This window comes from Demequina gelatinilytica (assembly GCF_000971115.1).
Lineage (GTDB): Bacteria > Actinomycetota > Actinomycetes > Actinomycetales > Demequinaceae > Demequina > Demequina gelatinilytica.
This window is the reverse complement of the sequence record NZ_BBLV01000008.1, coordinates 54354-68812: the sequence shown is the minus strand read 5'-3', so window position 1 is coordinate 68812 and position 14459 is coordinate 54354. Positions and strand designations below refer to the sequence as shown.

General features: G+C 72.7%; 14 protein-coding genes. 10 read left to right on the top strand and 4 right to left on the bottom strand.

The annotated features are described in order from the left end of the window. The first annotated feature begins 43 nt into the window (after positions 1–43). From AOM00_RS08220 to AOM00_RS08205, 4 genes are all read left to right on the top strand, one after another. Complete coding sequence (locus AOM00_RS08220) at positions 44–1744, top strand: FAD-binding protein (protein WP_062517339.1); 1701 nt, start codon at positions 44–46, stop codon at positions 1742–1744. A 67-nt stretch (positions 1745–1811) separates the two neighbouring features. Continuing rightward, positions 1812–2576, top strand: a complete 765-nt coding sequence (locus tag AOM00_RS08215; protein ID WP_228373445.1) for an SGNH/GDSL hydrolase family protein — start codon at positions 1812–1814, stop codon at positions 2574–2576. 23 nt (positions 2577–2599) lie between these two features. Further along, entirely contained in the window at positions 2600–3088 is a 489-nt protein-coding gene (locus AOM00_RS08210) for an NUDIX hydrolase (RefSeq protein ID WP_062517338.1), read from the top strand. A gap of 65 nt (positions 3089–3153) precedes the next feature. Then, on the top strand, positions 3154–3642 hold the full coding sequence (locus tag AOM00_RS08205) for an NUDIX hydrolase (RefSeq protein WP_062517337.1): 489 nt from the start codon (positions 3154–3156) through the stop codon (positions 3640–3642). Positions 3643–3660: 18 nt separating this feature from the next. Here the strand turns inward: AOM00_RS08205 and AOM00_RS08200 are convergent, their stop codons facing one another. Then, on the bottom strand, positions 3661–5142 hold the full coding sequence (locus AOM00_RS08200; protein ID WP_062517336.1) for a DHA2 family efflux MFS transporter permease subunit: 1482 nt from the start codon (positions 5140–5142) through the stop codon (positions 3661–3663). 109 nt (positions 5143–5251) lie between these two features. Here AOM00_RS08200 and AOM00_RS08195 point away from each other — a divergent pair, with 109 nt between their 5' ends. The 6 genes from AOM00_RS08195 to AOM00_RS08170 all read left to right on the top strand — a co-directional run bounded on the left by AOM00_RS08195 (position 5252) and on the right by AOM00_RS08170 (position 12741). Further along, a complete protein-coding gene (locus tag AOM00_RS08195; protein ID WP_062517335.1) occupies positions 5252–6253 on the top strand; it encodes a class I SAM-dependent methyltransferase in 1002 nt (333 codons plus the stop codon). A 48-nt stretch (positions 6254–6301) separates the two neighbouring features. Next, positions 6302–6961, top strand: a complete 660-nt coding sequence (locus AOM00_RS08190; protein WP_062517334.1) for an NADPH-dependent F420 reductase — start codon at positions 6302–6304, stop codon at positions 6959–6961. A gap of 2 nt (positions 6962–6963) precedes the next feature. Next, positions 6964–7980, top strand: a complete 1017-nt coding sequence (locus AOM00_RS08185) for a glycerate kinase family protein (RefSeq protein WP_062517333.1) — start codon at positions 6964–6966, stop codon at positions 7978–7980. Between the two features lie 53 nt (positions 7981–8033). Continuing rightward, positions 8034–9917, top strand: coding sequence for a family 43 glycosylhydrolase (locus AOM00_RS08180; protein ID WP_062517332.1), 1884 nt, complete (start codon positions 8034–8036; stop codon positions 9915–9917). Beyond that, a complete protein-coding gene (locus AOM00_RS08175; protein WP_228373444.1) occupies positions 9914–11224 on the top strand; it encodes an Ig-like domain-containing protein in 1311 nt (436 codons plus the stop codon). The genes AOM00_RS08180 and AOM00_RS08175 overlap by 4 nt, the downstream gene beginning before the upstream one ends. A gap of 383 nt (positions 11225–11607) precedes the next feature. After that, entirely contained in the window at positions 11608–12741 is a 1134-nt protein-coding gene (locus AOM00_RS08170) for an HNH endonuclease (RefSeq protein WP_169746828.1), read from the top strand. 47 nt (positions 12742–12788) lie between these two features. Here the strand turns inward: AOM00_RS08170 and AOM00_RS15445 are convergent, their stop codons facing one another. The 3 genes from AOM00_RS15445 to AOM00_RS08155 are packed head-to-tail and all read right to left on the bottom strand — an operon-like array spanning position 12789 to position 14433. Further along, positions 12789–13769, bottom strand: coding sequence for a pirin family protein (locus tag AOM00_RS15445; RefSeq protein ID WP_169746827.1), 981 nt, complete (start codon positions 13767–13769; stop codon positions 12789–12791). Beyond that, a complete protein-coding gene (locus tag AOM00_RS15440) occupies positions 13766–14062 on the bottom strand; it encodes a GNAT family N-acetyltransferase (RefSeq protein ID WP_156159094.1) in 297 nt (98 codons plus the stop codon). The genes AOM00_RS15445 and AOM00_RS15440 overlap by 4 nt, the downstream gene beginning before the upstream one ends. Beyond that, on the bottom strand, positions 14059–14433 hold the full coding sequence (locus tag AOM00_RS08155) for a SpoIIAA family protein (RefSeq protein ID WP_062517330.1): 375 nt from the start codon (positions 14431–14433) through the stop codon (positions 14059–14061). The genes AOM00_RS15440 and AOM00_RS08155 overlap by 4 nt, the downstream gene beginning before the upstream one ends. Positions 14434–14459: the final 26 nt, after the last annotated feature.

Below are 14459 nucleotides of genomic sequence, written 5' to 3'. Positions count from 1 at the left end.
GAACCGGACAGCGCTGTCCGGTCTGGACCCGAAGGGAAGACTCATGGCCGGATGGGACGAGGAGGTCGACCTCCTGGTGGTCGGCACGGGAGCGGCGGCGATGTCCGCCGCCATCGCTGCGGCGGATGCGGGGCTCGACGTGCTCGTGGTCGAGGGCTCCGACAAGTGGGGCGGCTCGACCGCGATGAGCGGGGGCGGCTGCTGGCTCCCCACGCACCCGGGCATGAAGAAGATCGGTGTCGCGGACTCCGAGGAGAAGGTGCTGACGTACCTCGACGCGTGCGTGGGCACGCCCGAGGAGGTGGGTCCTGCATCGTCCCTTGCGCGCCGCGAGGCGTTCGTGCGCACGGCACCGGTGGTGCACTCGTGGCTCGAGGGTCACGGGCTCGAGTGGAAGACGGCGAAGGCCTACCCCGACTACTACCCGGACCTGCCCGGCGGCATCGCCGGCGGCCGTACCGTCGAGCCGGCGCCGTTCGACGTGAAGAAGCTGGGCGACTGGTACGGCCATGCGCGCGAGACCCTGCCGCCCGGCCTGCCCCTGTTCGCCGGGGACACCTATCTGCTCGCGCGGTCGTGGTCGACGTTCTCCGGCATGATCGGCGGCGCGAGGCTGGTGTTCCGCGCCCTGGGTGGCGCGGTGACGGCGCGCAAGCTCTCGGGTCTGGGCATGTCGCTCGCGGCGAGGCTCATGTACATCGCGAAGGTGCAGCAGGGCACGGAGGTCCGCCTCTCGACGCCGCTCGTCGACCTCGTGGTCGAAGGCGGCGCGTGCGTCGGCGCCGTGGTCGCGGGACCCGAGGGCGAGAGGCGGATCCGTACGCGTCGCGGCGTGCACCTGGGCGCGGGCGGCTTCGACCACAACGCCGCGTGGCGCGCGGAGTACCAGGGACTCTCCGACGAGCAGTCCTCCGGGAACCCCGCGAACACGGGCGGCGCGATCGAGATCGGGATGCGCCACGGCGCGGACGTCGCGCTCATGGACGATGCATGGTGGGGCCCCTCGGTCGCCCCGACCAGCAAGGGCGGGCCCACCTTCATCGTCTCCGAGCGGTCGATGCCGTTCTCGATCGTCGTGGACCAGGAGGGCTCGCGCTACGTGAACGAGTCCACCAGCTACGTCGACTTCGGCCACGCGATGATCGAGCGGGGGCTCGAGCGGACCAACCACAGCTGGATGATCCTCGACGTGCGTCATCGCCGCCGCTATCTCAACAACGCGTTCCTCATGGGGTCCAAGACGTTCTTCGAGGAAGGCGTCGCGGTCAAGGCCGACACCCTCGAGGAGCTCGCCGAGAAGATGGGCGTGGACAAGGCGACGTTCAAGACGACCATCCAGCGGTTCAACTCCTTCGCGCGCGACGGCGTGGACAAGGACTTCGGGCGCGGTCACGACGCCTACGACACCTACTACGGCGACCCGACCCACGGCCCGAACCCGAACCTCGGCGAGATCGCGCGCGGACCCTTCGTCGCGATCAAGATCGTGCTCGGCGACCTGGGGACCAAGGGCGGGCTCCTCACCGATGAGCACGCACGGGTGCTGTCCACGGAGGGGGAGGTCATCGACGGCCTCTACGCCGCCGGCAACACCTCCGCGGCGGTCTGCGGTCGCACGTACCCCGGTGCCGGCTCGACGCTCGGTCCCGCGCTCGTGTTCGGCTACCTCGCGGGCATGCACGCGGCGACCCGGGAGGACGAGGCGCCGGCACCCGAGCCTCTGCCCGACGCCGCGGTGGCCTAGCCGCCCAGGCCTCGCCGACGCCTGGTCCGCGCCCGTGCATGGGTGCGGAGCAGGCGCGCTAGGGTCGATGTCCGTGAGATATGTGGCGATCGGGGACAGCTTCACCGAGGGCGTGGGGGACCCGCAGCCGGACGGCACGATGCGCGGCTGGGCGGACCTCGTCGCGATCGGCCTCGCGGCGGCGCACGGGAGCGTCGAGTACGCGAACCTCGCGATCCGCGGGCGTCTGCTCGAGCCGATCGCGACCGAGCAGTGCGATGCCGCGCTCGCCCTCGAGCCCCGTCCGGACGTCATGACCTTCAACGGCAGCGGCAACGACATGATGCGGCCCGGCTGGGACCTCGCGCGCGTCGACGCCTTGACGCGCCGCGTCGTGGACCGCACGGGCGAGGCGGGTGTGCGCCTGGTGATCCTGTCGGGACCCGACCCGACGGAGCGCCTGCCGCGTGGGCGCACCTTCTCGGAGCGGGCCGATCCGCTCATGGAGCTCATCGACGACATCGCGGCGACGCACGACCACGTGACGTTCGTCGACAACTACCGCGATCCCGAGATGCGCCGCGCCGGGTACTGGGACGAGGACCGCCTCCACCTCAACCCGCTGGGGCACTCCCGCGTCGCGGCGCGCGTGCTCGCATCGCTGGGTGTCGAGACGGATCTGCCGCTCGCGCCGGCCGGCGATCCCGGACGGCCGGGCATGCTCGAGCAGTCGCGCTACCTCGGGCGCTACGTGCTGCCGTGGATCGGGCGCCGTCTCACAGGCCGCTCGTCGGGTGACGGTCGCGTGCCCAAGCAACCCGCGTGGGCCACGATCGAGGCGCCGACCGCGTGACGTGCGCCCGGTAGCGTGACGTCATGGCGACCCCTGAGTTCATCCTCGAGCTGCGCGACAAGATCGGCACCGACCTCCTGTGGCTCCCCGGCGTCACCGCGGTGGTGCTGAGGCCGTCTCCCGGCCGGCCCGGCGAGCGGCAGGTGCTGCTGGTCCGCCGCGCGGACAACGGCCAGTGGACCCCGGTGACGGGGATCATCGATCCCGGGGAGGAGCCCGCCGCGGCCGGAGCGCGCGAGTGCCTCGAGGAGGCCGATGTGGTCGCCGAGCCCGAGGCGCTCGTGTGGGTCCACGCGCTTCCCGAGATGACCTATGAGAACGGCGACCGCTCGCAGTACCTCGACCTGACCTTCCGCTTCCGCTACGTCAGCGGCGAGCCGCACCCGGCGGACGGCGAGAACCTGGAGGCGGCGTGGTTCGAGCTCGACGCGCTTCCGCAGATGTCGCCCGAGATGGCCGCACGCGTCGCCGCGGGGATCGCGCCGGGCGACGTGGCCCGCTGGGCCTTCTGAGCCGTCCGCGGGGCGGTGGAGCATCCGCCCTGGTCGGTCCCGATGCGTCGCGGTAGCGTGGCCGCATGGCGACCCCGGGCTTCATCCTCGCGTTGCGCGAGCGGGTCGGCTCCCATCCGCTGTGGCTGATGAGCGCATCCGCGGTGGTCCTGCGGGAGTCGCCCGGACGCCCCGGCGTGCGGCAGGTGCTGCTCGCGCATCGTCCCGACTTCGACGTGTGGGCCGCCGTGGGCGGGATCATCGACCCCGGCGAGGAGCCGGCGGTCGCGGCGGCGCGCGAGTGCCTCGAGGAGACCGGCGTGGTCGCGGAGCCCGAGGCGCTCGCCTGGGTGCACGCGCAGGCGCCCGCGACGTATCCCAACGGCGACCGCGTCCAGTTCCTGGACCTCACGTTCCGGTTCAGGTACGTGAGCGGGGACCCTCACCCCGCGGACGGCGAGAACTCGCAGGTCGCGTGGTTCGACGAGGACGCCCTTCCGCCGCTGTCGCGCGAGATGCAGGGCCGCGTGGGCACGGTCCTCGCGGGAAGGGATGTCACGCGCTTCGAGCGCTGATCCGGCCCGCCGCGGAGCTCAGTGGCCCGCGTGCTCGGGCCCTGGCGAGTCGACGGGGCGCTGGATGAAGCATGCGGCGACCACGGCCCCCGAGGCGAGGATCGCGGCGATCAGGTAGGCCGCGCGGATCCCGGTGGCCTGCGCGGCGGCCTCGGCGGCTCCGGCGGCCTCCTGCGACGCCGCGACCGCCGCCATGGTCGAGACGAACAGCGCGGTGCCCGCGGCCCCGGCCACCTGCTGGATGGTGGACACGGTCGCGGACCCGTAGGCGTACAGGTGCGGGGGGAGCGAGCCCAGGCTCGCCGCGAACAGCGGGGTGAACATGAGGGCGAGCCCCGCGCTCAGCGCGACGTGGCACGCGAGCAGCGCCCACCACGGCGTCGCCTCCGAGAGCAGGAACGACAGCGTCCACAGCACCCCTGCCACCAGCGCGGCGCCGGGGATCAGCAGCGGCCGGGGGCCGATGCGGTCCACGGCGCGTCCCACCGCAGGCGCGCACAGGCCCATGAGCAGCCCGCCCGGGAGCAGGAGCAGCCCGCTCTGCAGCACGGAGAGCCCGAGCACGCCCTGCATGAACAGCGGCAGCAGGATGATCATCCCGAACAGGGACATCATCAGGATGACGAACATCACGATCGACACCGCGAACGTGGGGACCTTGAAGGTGCGCAGGTCGAGCAGGGCGTCGTCGATCCGCTGGAGGACGATCTGCCGCCACACGAACAGCCCGAGGACCGCGACGCCGACGGCGAGCGCCCCGTAGGCGGAGGTGCTCGCGCCGCCCTCGCCCGCCTCGCCGATGCGGCTGAGGCCGAGCACGAGGCCCCCGAAGCCGAGGGCCGCGAGCACCACCGACAGGACGTCGAGGGGCGCATCCGACGGCTCGGTGACGTTCCGCATGAGGCGCCACCCGAGCACCAGCACCGTCGCGGCGATCGGCAGGACGAACACGAACATGAAGCGCCACGGCAGCACGCTGAGGATGAGGCCCGACATGGTGGGGCCGATCGCCGGCGCGACCGCGATCACCACGGAGATCGAGCCCATGCGCCGTCCGCGCGTCGCGGGCGGCTCGAGCTGCATCACGGTGGTGATGAGGAGCGGCAGCATGATGGCGGTGCCCGACGCCTGCACCACGCGCGCGACGAGCAGCACCTCGAAGCCCGGCGCGAGCGCGGCGATGAGCGTGCCGCCGACGAACAGGGACATCGCGCTGAGGAAGATGGGCCGCGTGTGGAACCTGCGCAGCAGGAAGCCCGTGACCGGGATCACCACCGACATGGTGAGCAGGAACGCGGTGGTGAGCCACTGCGCGGCGACGGCGGTGATGCCGAGGTCCTCCATGAGGTGGGGGATCGCGACGCCCATCACCGTCTCGTTGAGGATCACCACGAACGCGGCGACGATCAGCACCCAGATCACCGCCGTGTTCCGGCGTACGATCTCAGGGTCGGGTGCGTCCACCGCACGGTCCTCGCGGGTCACCAGCTCGTCGGTCATCACGCCATTGTGCGACGGGGGTCCGACATCGCGGCAGCCCCCGCTTCAGGGGGCGGCCCTGCCCCTCGCCTTGCCGAACCCCCGCGCGCGCCATAACATCGTCATGCCGATGTCGACGGTGCACCCCGTCGACACGCTCTTCCTGGGGGACCGCCGGCCGGCGGGGGATGCGGAGGTTCTGATGGTGCACACGGCTGAGGGGGCCGCGCAGCGCTTCGTGAGACGCGACGTGCGGGTGAATGGGGCCGCGCTCGATCCGTCAGGGCTGAGGGTCCTGCGATTGGCGGTCGGGGACGAATCCGACGCCGGGCCGCAGGATGCCGATGCGCATCCCTCGCCGGTCCACACCCCGGCGTTCCGGGAGTGGTCCGCGCGGCTGGGGACCGCCGCGGCGATGCCGAACATCTACATGCCCGCCGCCCCGCGGCTCTCGAGCCGCACCAAGGGCGATGCGATCTTCAGCGGCTCTCCCGTGGATGCGCTCACGCGCCGCTACCTCACGCTCGTGCGAGACGCGAGGGCCCTGCGGGCGCGGGCGCGCGTGGTGCAGTGGCTCGCGGTGCGTACGTCGATCGACGTCGCCCGGACGGTCCGCTGGACCAGCCTCGCGTGCGGGCCCGCGCTTCCCGTGATCGGCGCGCTCGCAGAGGCGCGCGAGGCGGGAGCGGAGGTCGAGGCCACCTTCATCGACACGTGCAGCGACTCGCTCGACGTCACCCGGCGGTTCGTGCGGACGCAGGGCCTCGATCCCGAGCGCCACAGGTTCCTGTCGAGGGTCGATGCGCTCGCGGAGGCCGCGCCGCCCGTGGCCGAGGGCTCGCAGGACTTCGTCGAGGCGCTCGACCTGCTGGTCGACCGCACCCCGGCCGAGTCCGCGCGCGCTCTCGGGCGCGCGTTCTCGCTGGTCCGACCGGGTGGGGCGCTCGCGTTCTCCGCGATGCTCGCGGACAGGCCCGAGCCCGACCCGCGGGCCGCGTGGCCGGTCGCCCCGCGGTGGACGCTCGCGGAGCTCGCCAGCCTGATCGTGGAGTCGGGGGCGCTCGTGGCCGATGCCATGGCGTACCTCACGGACGACGGCGTCTACGCCGTGGTGGAGATCGAGCGCCTGTAGCGGGGGCGCGGCAGGCGGCCGTCGGCCGCCCCCGGTAGCCTCCAAGGCGTGGACGATGCGCGGGACGACGACCAGGTCGCGGCGCCGCGCACGGTAGGGATCCTCGGCGCGGGGCGGGTCGGCGCGGTGCTTGCGCGGCTCGCGCGCGACGCCGGGATCGAGGTCCGTACCGCATCGTCCGGCGACGACCCGGCGGCGGCGTGCGGGGCCGACGTGGTGATCCTCGCGATCCCGCTCGGGCGCTACCGGACGCTGCCCGCGTCGCTGCTCGAGGGCCGCCTGGTGGTCGACGCCATGAACTACTGGTGGGAGCTCGACGGGGCGCGGCCCGACCTCGACGACCCGCGGACCTCGACGTCGGAGACCGTCGCCGCGTTCCTCGACGGCGCGCGCGTGGTGAAGGCCTTCAACCATGCGAGCGTCTGGGAGCTCGAGAACCTCGCGCACCCGGTCGGGCATCCCGACCGCCGCGGCCTCGCCGTCGCGGGCGACGACGCCGGGGACAGGAGGGTGGTCGCGGCGCTCGTGGGCGCGATGGGCTTCGACCCCGTCGACGCGGGCTCCCTGGCGAGCGGCGTGATGTTCGAGCCGCCGACGGACATCTTCGGCTCGGATGCGACGGCGGAGGAGCTGCGTGAGATGCTCGCCCGCTTCCCGCGCTCGCAGCGCGGGCGGGTGGTCGCGCGCGCCCGCGGCGAGGCGGGTTGACGATGCGCGTGGTGGTCGCGCCGGACTCGTTCAAGGGGACGTGTCCGGCCGCGCGCGTGGCGGCGGCGATCGCGCGCGGATGGCGTGCCGAGCGCCCCGGCGACGAGGTGGTCGAGATCCCGCAGGCCGACGGCGGCGAGGGGACCATCGCGGCGATCCGCGGGGCCAGGTCCGGTGCGGTCATGCGCTCATGCGGGCCCGTCACCGGGCCGGCGGGCGCCCCTGTCCCGGGGCGGTGGCTCGACCTGGGCGACGGGACCGCGCTGTGCGAGCTCGCTGCGGTCTCGGGGATGGGGCTCATGCCGCGGCTCGATCCGCGCGGAGCGACGTCGCGCGGCCTGGGAGAGGTGATGGCGCACGCGCTCGATGCGGGCGCGACGCGCCTGGTGGTCGCTCTCGGGGGCTCGGCATCGACGGACGGCGGGCTGCCCGTCCTCGAGTCGTTGGGTGACCGGACGCCTCCGTCGGGCGGCGCGACGGTGCTGTGCGATGTCCGCGCACCGTTGCTGGGGCCGACGGGTGCCGCGGCGGTCTTCGCGCCGCAGAAGGGCGCGTCGCCATCCGATGTCGCCTTCCTCGAAGGAAGGCTCGAGGCGGTCGCCGCGCGGCTCGGCGTGGACCCCCGCACGCCGGGCGCGGGCGCCGCGGGTGGCGCGGGCTACGCGTTGCACGCGTGGGGCGCGAGGCTGGTCGAGGGAGCGCCCGAGGTGGCGCGGCTGACGGGCCTCGACGAGGGCGCGGCGGCCGCGGATCTGGTGATCACGGGGGAGGGGCGGTTCGACGCGCAGTCCCGCCTGGGCAAGGTCGCCGGCCATGCGCTCGCGGCCTTCCCGCGCGTCGCGGTGGTCGCGGGCGAGCTGGCCGTCGACCCGGGCGTGCCGTCGGTCTCGCTCGCGGCGCTCGCGGGCGCACGCGAGGCCGCGCTCGCCGAGCCCGAGCGTTGGCTCGAGGCCGCGGGGAGGGCGGTCGCGGAGGCCCGGGGAAGGCGCGGTCCCGGCCCTTTTGTGCCGCGTAGGTAAACGATGTAAATTTCTGGTCTGCCCCCCGCAGCCCGACTCGAAGGAGAGCGCCAGTGACCGACTCGACGGAGCGCCGCGTCCGCGCCTACCACCGCACGCCCACCACCGCCGCGGAGGCGAACAACGAGGACGTCGCGCTCAGCATGCACCTCGCGCTCGAGGGCCCCGACGGCGTCGTCCCGCTGTTCGACGACTACGGCATCTTCTTCCCGCTGGTCTCCGAGGTCCCCGGCCCTGCCGGCACCACCGAGGAGATCATGCGGTCGCTCGTCGACCCGCACCTGTTCCGCACGCGTGACGGCGGCTTCGGCGTGGTCGCCACGCGGGTGGCGCGCGGCGGCGCTGCCGACGGCACCGAGCGCTCGAGCGTCCTCGTCGCGACCTCGCCGGACCTGCTCGCCTACACCGAGCTCGGCCTGCTCGACCTGGGCGTGACCGACGGCGTGCATCGTCCGGCCGCCCTCTACGACGCCGAGAACGGCACCTACCTGGTGTCCTGGACGGACGATGCGGGCGAGGCCCGGCATGCGGCCGTCGCCGATCTCGCCGACGGCGCGTCGGTGAGCCCGGCGCAGGCCGGCGCGGTGCCGGGGCTCGAGCATGGCGCGCCCGTGGACGTGTCCGCCGCGGAGGCCCGCGCCCTCGAGGTCCGCTTCGGCCCCATCGTCAACACGGGTGCGCGCCCGCTGCCGGCGGTCGAGGTCGCGGTCGGGGCCCCGCTGCCGGTGGGCGCCCTGCCCGCGCGCCTCGAGCTCGACTACAGCGACGGCTCGACCGGCTCGCTGGCGATCGGGTGGGATGCGGAGGCGCTCGCCTCGATCGATACGTCGGTGCCGGGCTCGCATGCGGTGACCGGTCGGGTGCGCCAGGAGGTCTACCCGACGCCCTTCGCCGACGAGCGCGCCGACCCGAGCGTCTACCGGTTCGACTTCAACGGCGTGCAGAAGTTCCTCATGATCGCGACCAAGGACCTCCACATGGACCCGGTCAACAACGCGGGAGAGCCGGTGGGGATGCCGATCCGCATGGCCGACCGCATCGAGGACCTCTCCGACGAGGCGCTCGAGGCCGGTCGCGTGACCGAGGTGGACCTGCTGGTCCACGGCTCGCTCGACGCGGACGGCAACCCCATGACCGGCTGCTTCTGGGCGCCCGAGATCCACATGATCGACGGCACCCTGTCGATCCTCTTCATGCCCTCCTACGGCGACCCGACGGACATGTGGTCGGGCCGCGCGAGCATCGTCCAGCTGCGCAAGGACGGGGCCGGGAACCACCTCGACCCGACCGTGCCGGAGCACTGGACCGCGGCGCGCCACGTGGTCTGCGCCGACGGCTCGGCGCTCAACAAGATCCAGGGCATCTCGCTCGACATGACCTACTTCCAGGACTCCGGGCGGCATTACTACGCCTGGCAGATGCTGGGATCGGTGTTCATCGCGACCATGGACCCCGCCGACCCGACGCGGATCGCCTCGGAGCCTGTGCGCATCGTCGCCCCCGAGTACGCGTGGGACAACTTCATCGCCGAGGGCCCGAACGTGCTCGTGCGCGACGGCCGGCTGTGGATGCTCTACTCGGGATCCACGGTGGGCGACAGCTACACCACCGGGCTGGTCACGGCGACCGCGGGCGAGGGCGTCGACCTCACCGATCCCGCCGCCTGGACGCGCCTGAACTACCCGATCCAGAAGTCGGGGCCGTTCAACGGCGAGATGCAGCTGGGCACGGGACACGGCATGTGGTCCGAGGACCAGGACGGCAACCTGCTGTACGTGTTCCACGCGCGCACCGACCACAAGGGGCTCACCGGTCGCGACATGTTCGTGCGCCGCGTCCACTTCGCCGCGGACGGCATGCCCGTGCTCGACATGGAGACGGACGAGGAGCTGCTGCCCGAGCTGCGCGAGGTCGCGGTCACCGTGGTCGTGTCATGACGGAGCAGCCCTACGGGTACCTCATGGTCCACTTCCTCGAGGACCCCGAGGGCTACGCCGAGAAGATCTACCTGGACCTCTCCGACGGCGACGACCCCGAACGCTGGGTCCCGCTCAACGGCGGGGCGCCTGTGCTCGCCTCGCACCTGGGCACCACCGGCGTGCGCGACCCGCACCTCACGGTGAACCCGCAGACCGGGGTCTACTACATCCTCGGCACCGACCTGCGGGTCTTCGGCGGGGACGACGCGGGCTGGGCAGGCTGGTCCCACGGGTACTCGACGCGCATGAACGTGTGGGAGTCGCGCGACCTGATCACGTGGTCGCCGCTGCGCCAGATCGACGTCGCGCGCGACGCGTCCGGGGCCGTGGGTGAGGGAACGCCCGACATGGGCATGATGTGGGCCGCGGAGACCACGTTCGTGCCCGACTTCCACGGCGCGGGTCAGGGCGCGTTCGTCGTGTACTGGACCTCGACCGTCGGCGGCCACCAGGTGATCCTCTGGGGTTCCACCACGGACTTCACGCAGTCCACGTGGGCCTTCGGGGGCGTGCTCCTGGATCAGGGCGAGGACACCATCGACACCACGATGATCCAGCATGGCCGCCGGACCTACCGCGTCACCAAGTCCAACGGCGCCACGCGCCGTGGCCTGTTCATGGAGGTCACCGACGCCGAGCGGTGGTGGGAGCTGGGTGCCGTCTGGCGCGAGGTCCAGACCCGCATCGGGGAGGGCTACGCCGCCGGGCATGGCGTCGAGGGCCCCACGATGTTCAAGGCGCACGGCAAGGACCGCTGGTACCTCTACGTCGACGTCATCCCCTCCGTCGGGTACCGGCCCATGGTCTCGACGGACCTCGACGCGGACGAGCCCTGGGCGCCGCTCGACAGCCCGCGCTTCTCGCTGCGCGCCGCGACCAAGCACGGTGGGGTCCTGGGCCTCACGCGGACCCAGCACGACGCCCTGCGTCGCGCCGATGCGGCCGGGCCCGTGCGTACGGACCTCGGCGTGGTGGCGGCTCCGGTGGGCACCTCCGTCGAGGCGCTCGACGTTGCGCTCCCCGCGTACGCCGAGGCGCGGCTGCACGGCGGCGGCACCGCATCGTTCCCCGTGGTGTGGGACCTGACGGACCTCGACACCTCCGAGCCCGGCGACCACGGCGTGCGCGGCACGCTTGCAGGGACGCTCGGCGCGAACCTCAACGCCTGGACCGGCAAGGCCGGCTCGACGGCATGGGACGCGGAGGAGAAGGTGCCGTACAGCCGTACCGCTCTCCAGGTGGGCGCGCAGATCGAGGTCGGCTGAGCGTCGCGCCGAGGCGGGTCGGTGCGGTTCCTCCACGTGGGGTGACGAGGGTTTCCAAGGGAGCGCGAGCGTGTCCTGGCGGCGATCGCCCGCGGCGTTGCGGATCGGCCGCGAGGGCGCGGTGATGGCGACCCCGGACGCCCAGCCGATGTCCCCAGGTCTTGATCCCGTTTGAGTTATCCACCCTGGTAGATCTGTGGAAACTGGCGGGAGTCGATGTCGGACCCCTGTGCTGAGATCGTCGTATGGCGTTCACTACGGCTCGGCTGGTCACCGCGGTTGCGGTGCTGCGCGAGTTCGAGGGTCGGGACCTGTCGGCGTTGACGGTGGACGAGCTCACGCGGTTCACGGCCGCATCGGCTGCGGTCTACCGTCAGGCGGGTGTGATCGTCGCGGCGGGCGCCGCTGCGCAGCTCGATCGGACGCGGGGAACGCGTGGGGAGCCGACGCCGCGCGAGCTCGCGGGGCAGCGCCGTGACACGGCGCAGTTGCTCGGTGTCGATGAGCGCAGCGCGCAACAGCTGATCGCCGCCGGCGGGGAACCTGGCCGTGCGAAGCATCCGCTGGCGCGGGAGGCGTTCCATCAGGGGCGCATCGGTGCACCTGCGGTCGAGGTCCTCGAGCACTGCCTGGATACGCTGGGCGAGGCGCCTGCCGGTCTTGAGTCGCGGCTGGTCGCCAAGGCCGAGCGCCTGACGCTTCGTGAGCTCCGCCGCGCGTGCGAGCAGGCCATCGCGCTGCATCGCCGGGAGGTCCTGGAGGAGAAGGAACGCCGTCACCGCGACCAGCGTGAGCTGGTCATCGGTCGCGACGCGGACGGCATGGTCACGCTCCGCGCACGGCTGGACGCCGCCTCCGCCGCGCCCGTGGTGGCGCTGCTGGATGCGCAGGTGCGTGACGCGTTCCAACGCCGACGCGACGACGTGGTGGTCGCCGACGCAGACACTCGTACCGCGGGGCAGATCCGCGCCGACGCTCTGGTCATGCTCGCGCAGCACTGCCTGGGCTGTGACGAGCCCGGCAGCGGGGTGCGCACCGAGGTGGTGGTGAGGTTGGACTACGACACCCTCCGCTCGGGGATCGGGGTGGGTTCGTGCGACTCGCTCACGGGGCCCATCAGCGGTGGCACGGCGCGCATCATGGCTGTCGACGCAGGCATGCTGCCCGTCGTGCTCGGCGGAGAGAGCCTCCCGCTCGACTGGGGGCGCAGGAAGCGGCTCTTCACGCCAGCGCAGCGCAAAGCGATCGTCGAACGCGACGGAGGCTGCGCGTGGTGTCTGGCCCCGCCGACCTGGTGCGTCGTCCACCATGTGGAGTTCTGGTCGGACGGCGGTCGCACGGACATCGACAACGGCGTGCTTCTTTGCACGGGATGCCATGTCCGGCTCCACACCGGCGAGTGGGAGCTCGAGCTGCGCGACGGACACCCGTGGCTGATCCCACCCGCCGCCGTCGACCACACCCGCACCCCCATCCGCGGTGGCACCGCACGCCTCGACCCACAGGCCATCGCATGACCAGGGAAGAGCTCCGCCCCCGGACCGTACTCGGGCAGCGGCGGGGATCAGCTCCCGCGCGTCCGGGGCTTGAGCCTCACCTCGGGCATCGGTGGCGCGGGGATGCGCACGTCGCCGTGACCGGGGACGGTGCCGAAGCGGCCGTCGTCCCCGTTCCACGAATGCCATGCCTCGACGATCTCGTCGTGGTCGCGCCCCACGAAGTTCCACCACATCACCAGGTCGTCGGGAAAGGGCTCCCCTCCGAGCACCATGACAGTGCCACCCAGGCGAGAACGCAGCGTCACCGCGCCGCGATCCGTGCCCAGGTAGAGGATTCCGCCCGCCGGCGCGGTCGCGAGGATGCCCGATGCATCGAGCACGTCGACATCGCCTGCCAGCGGCACGATGCCGTGCTCCCAGCGGGGATCGAGCGGCAGCTCCGCCTCGGTGTCCGTGTCGAGGGTGACCTGGGCGCCCACGATGGGCGTGTGCGCGGTGGCGGGAGAGGTGACCCCATCCAGGGTCCCGAGGATCACGGTGGCGGACGCGCCGTCGCCGAGCATGAGCGCGGGGAGCCTCGCGTGCGACTCGAACCCCGGCGGCCCGTGGCGCGCGTCCTCCGGCAGCGCGACCCACAGCTGGAGCGCATCGAGCTCGATGGCGTCCTCCCCAAGCGAGTACTCGGAGTGGGAGACTCCGTGCCCCGCGGTCATGAGGTTCAGCGCGCCAGGCCGCAGCACCGCATCGGATCCGAGCGAGTCGCGGTGACGGATCTCCCCGGCGAGCGGCCAGGTCACCGTCTGCAGGCCCATGTGGGGGTGGGGCTCGACCCGCATGGTGGCGAGTTGCGGCCCGAACCGGTCCAGGAAGCACCACGCGCCGATGGTCGTGAGCCCGCGTTGGGGGAGCGAGCGGCGCACGCTCATCGCGCGCAGCCCGCCCAAGGGGACGTCGCGCGGCTCGAGCACGCGCGCGACGGGTCCGGGTCGGGTGCCCGCACCGGGGCACAGCACCTCGGCGACGGGGCCGGCGTCGAGGCGCGTCACGCCTCCTCCGGCCAATCCACCGTGGCGCCTGGGAGGGTGTGCCGGCGCAGGTACGCCGCCATGAACGGGCAGACGGGGACGATCACCTCGCCCCGAGCCGCGGCGTCCGCGAGGGCGTCGCGAGCGAGCACGGAGCCGAGCCCTCGTCCCTCGTATGCGCTCGCGACCTCGGTGTGCGTGAACACGATCCGCCCCGAGCGCCACCGGAACTCCGCGACCCCGGCCAGGGCGCCGTCGACCAGGAGCTCGTACCGGCCCCGATCCTCGACCCGGAGCACCTCGACGGCGGTCACGCGGCCATGCCGCTCGCCCAGCCGATCGCCTCCTCCTCCGACGAGGCGGGGAAGATCCGCACCTCGCCGGGGAACAGGAAGGCGAGGAGGTGGACCACCTCGGCGAGCACGCCATGATCCGTCACGAGCGCGAGGCGGCCCCACGCGTCGTGCGGGATCCTCTCGAGCCGCACGTCCTCCCACATCGCGCCCAACGAGTAGCGGTCGAACTCCGAGCCGAGCACGTAGACGAGGTTGACGGGCGGCCCCGCAGCGACCGCCCGCTCGAGGCCCGGGTCCAGCACCGCGCGGTAGTCCTCGGCGCTGACGAGTCCTACGGCGCGGAATCCGATGGTGTGCTCGGGCATCCCCGGCAGATCGTGAAGCGGCATGCCCCCATCCTGCGCCCGGAGGAGCC

Bases quoted from the DNA above. Each gene is read 5' to 3' on its own strand.
- AOM00_RS08220 (WP_062517339.1), top strand. From the start codon at position 44: ATGGCCGGATGGGACGAGGAGGTCGACCTCCTGGTGGTCGGCACGGGA.
- AOM00_RS08215 (WP_228373445.1), top strand. From the start codon at position 1,812: ATGTCCGTGAGATATGTGGCGATCGGGGACAGCTTCACCGAGGGCGTG.
- AOM00_RS08155 (WP_062517330.1), bottom strand. From the start codon at position 14,433: ATGCCGCTTCACGATCTGCCGGGGATGCCCGAGCACACCATCGGATTC.
- AOM00_RS08175 (WP_228373444.1), top strand. From the start codon at position 9,914: ATGACGGAGCAGCCCTACGGGTACCTCATGGTCCACTTCCTCGAGGAC.
- AOM00_RS08185 (WP_062517333.1), top strand. From the start codon at position 6,964: ATGCGCGTGGTGGTCGCGCCGGACTCGTTCAAGGGGACGTGTCCGGCC.
- AOM00_RS08200 (WP_062517336.1), bottom strand. From the start codon at position 5,142: ATGACCGACGAGCTGGTGACCCGCGAGGACCGTGCGGTGGACGCACCC.
- AOM00_RS08205 (WP_062517337.1), top strand. From the start codon at position 3,154: ATGGCGACCCCGGGCTTCATCCTCGCGTTGCGCGAGCGGGTCGGCTCC.
- AOM00_RS08210 (WP_062517338.1), top strand. From the start codon at position 2,600: ATGGCGACCCCTGAGTTCATCCTCGAGCTGCGCGACAAGATCGGCACC.
- AOM00_RS08195 (WP_062517335.1), top strand. From the start codon at position 5,252: ATGTCGACGGTGCACCCCGTCGACACGCTCTTCCTGGGGGACCGCCGG.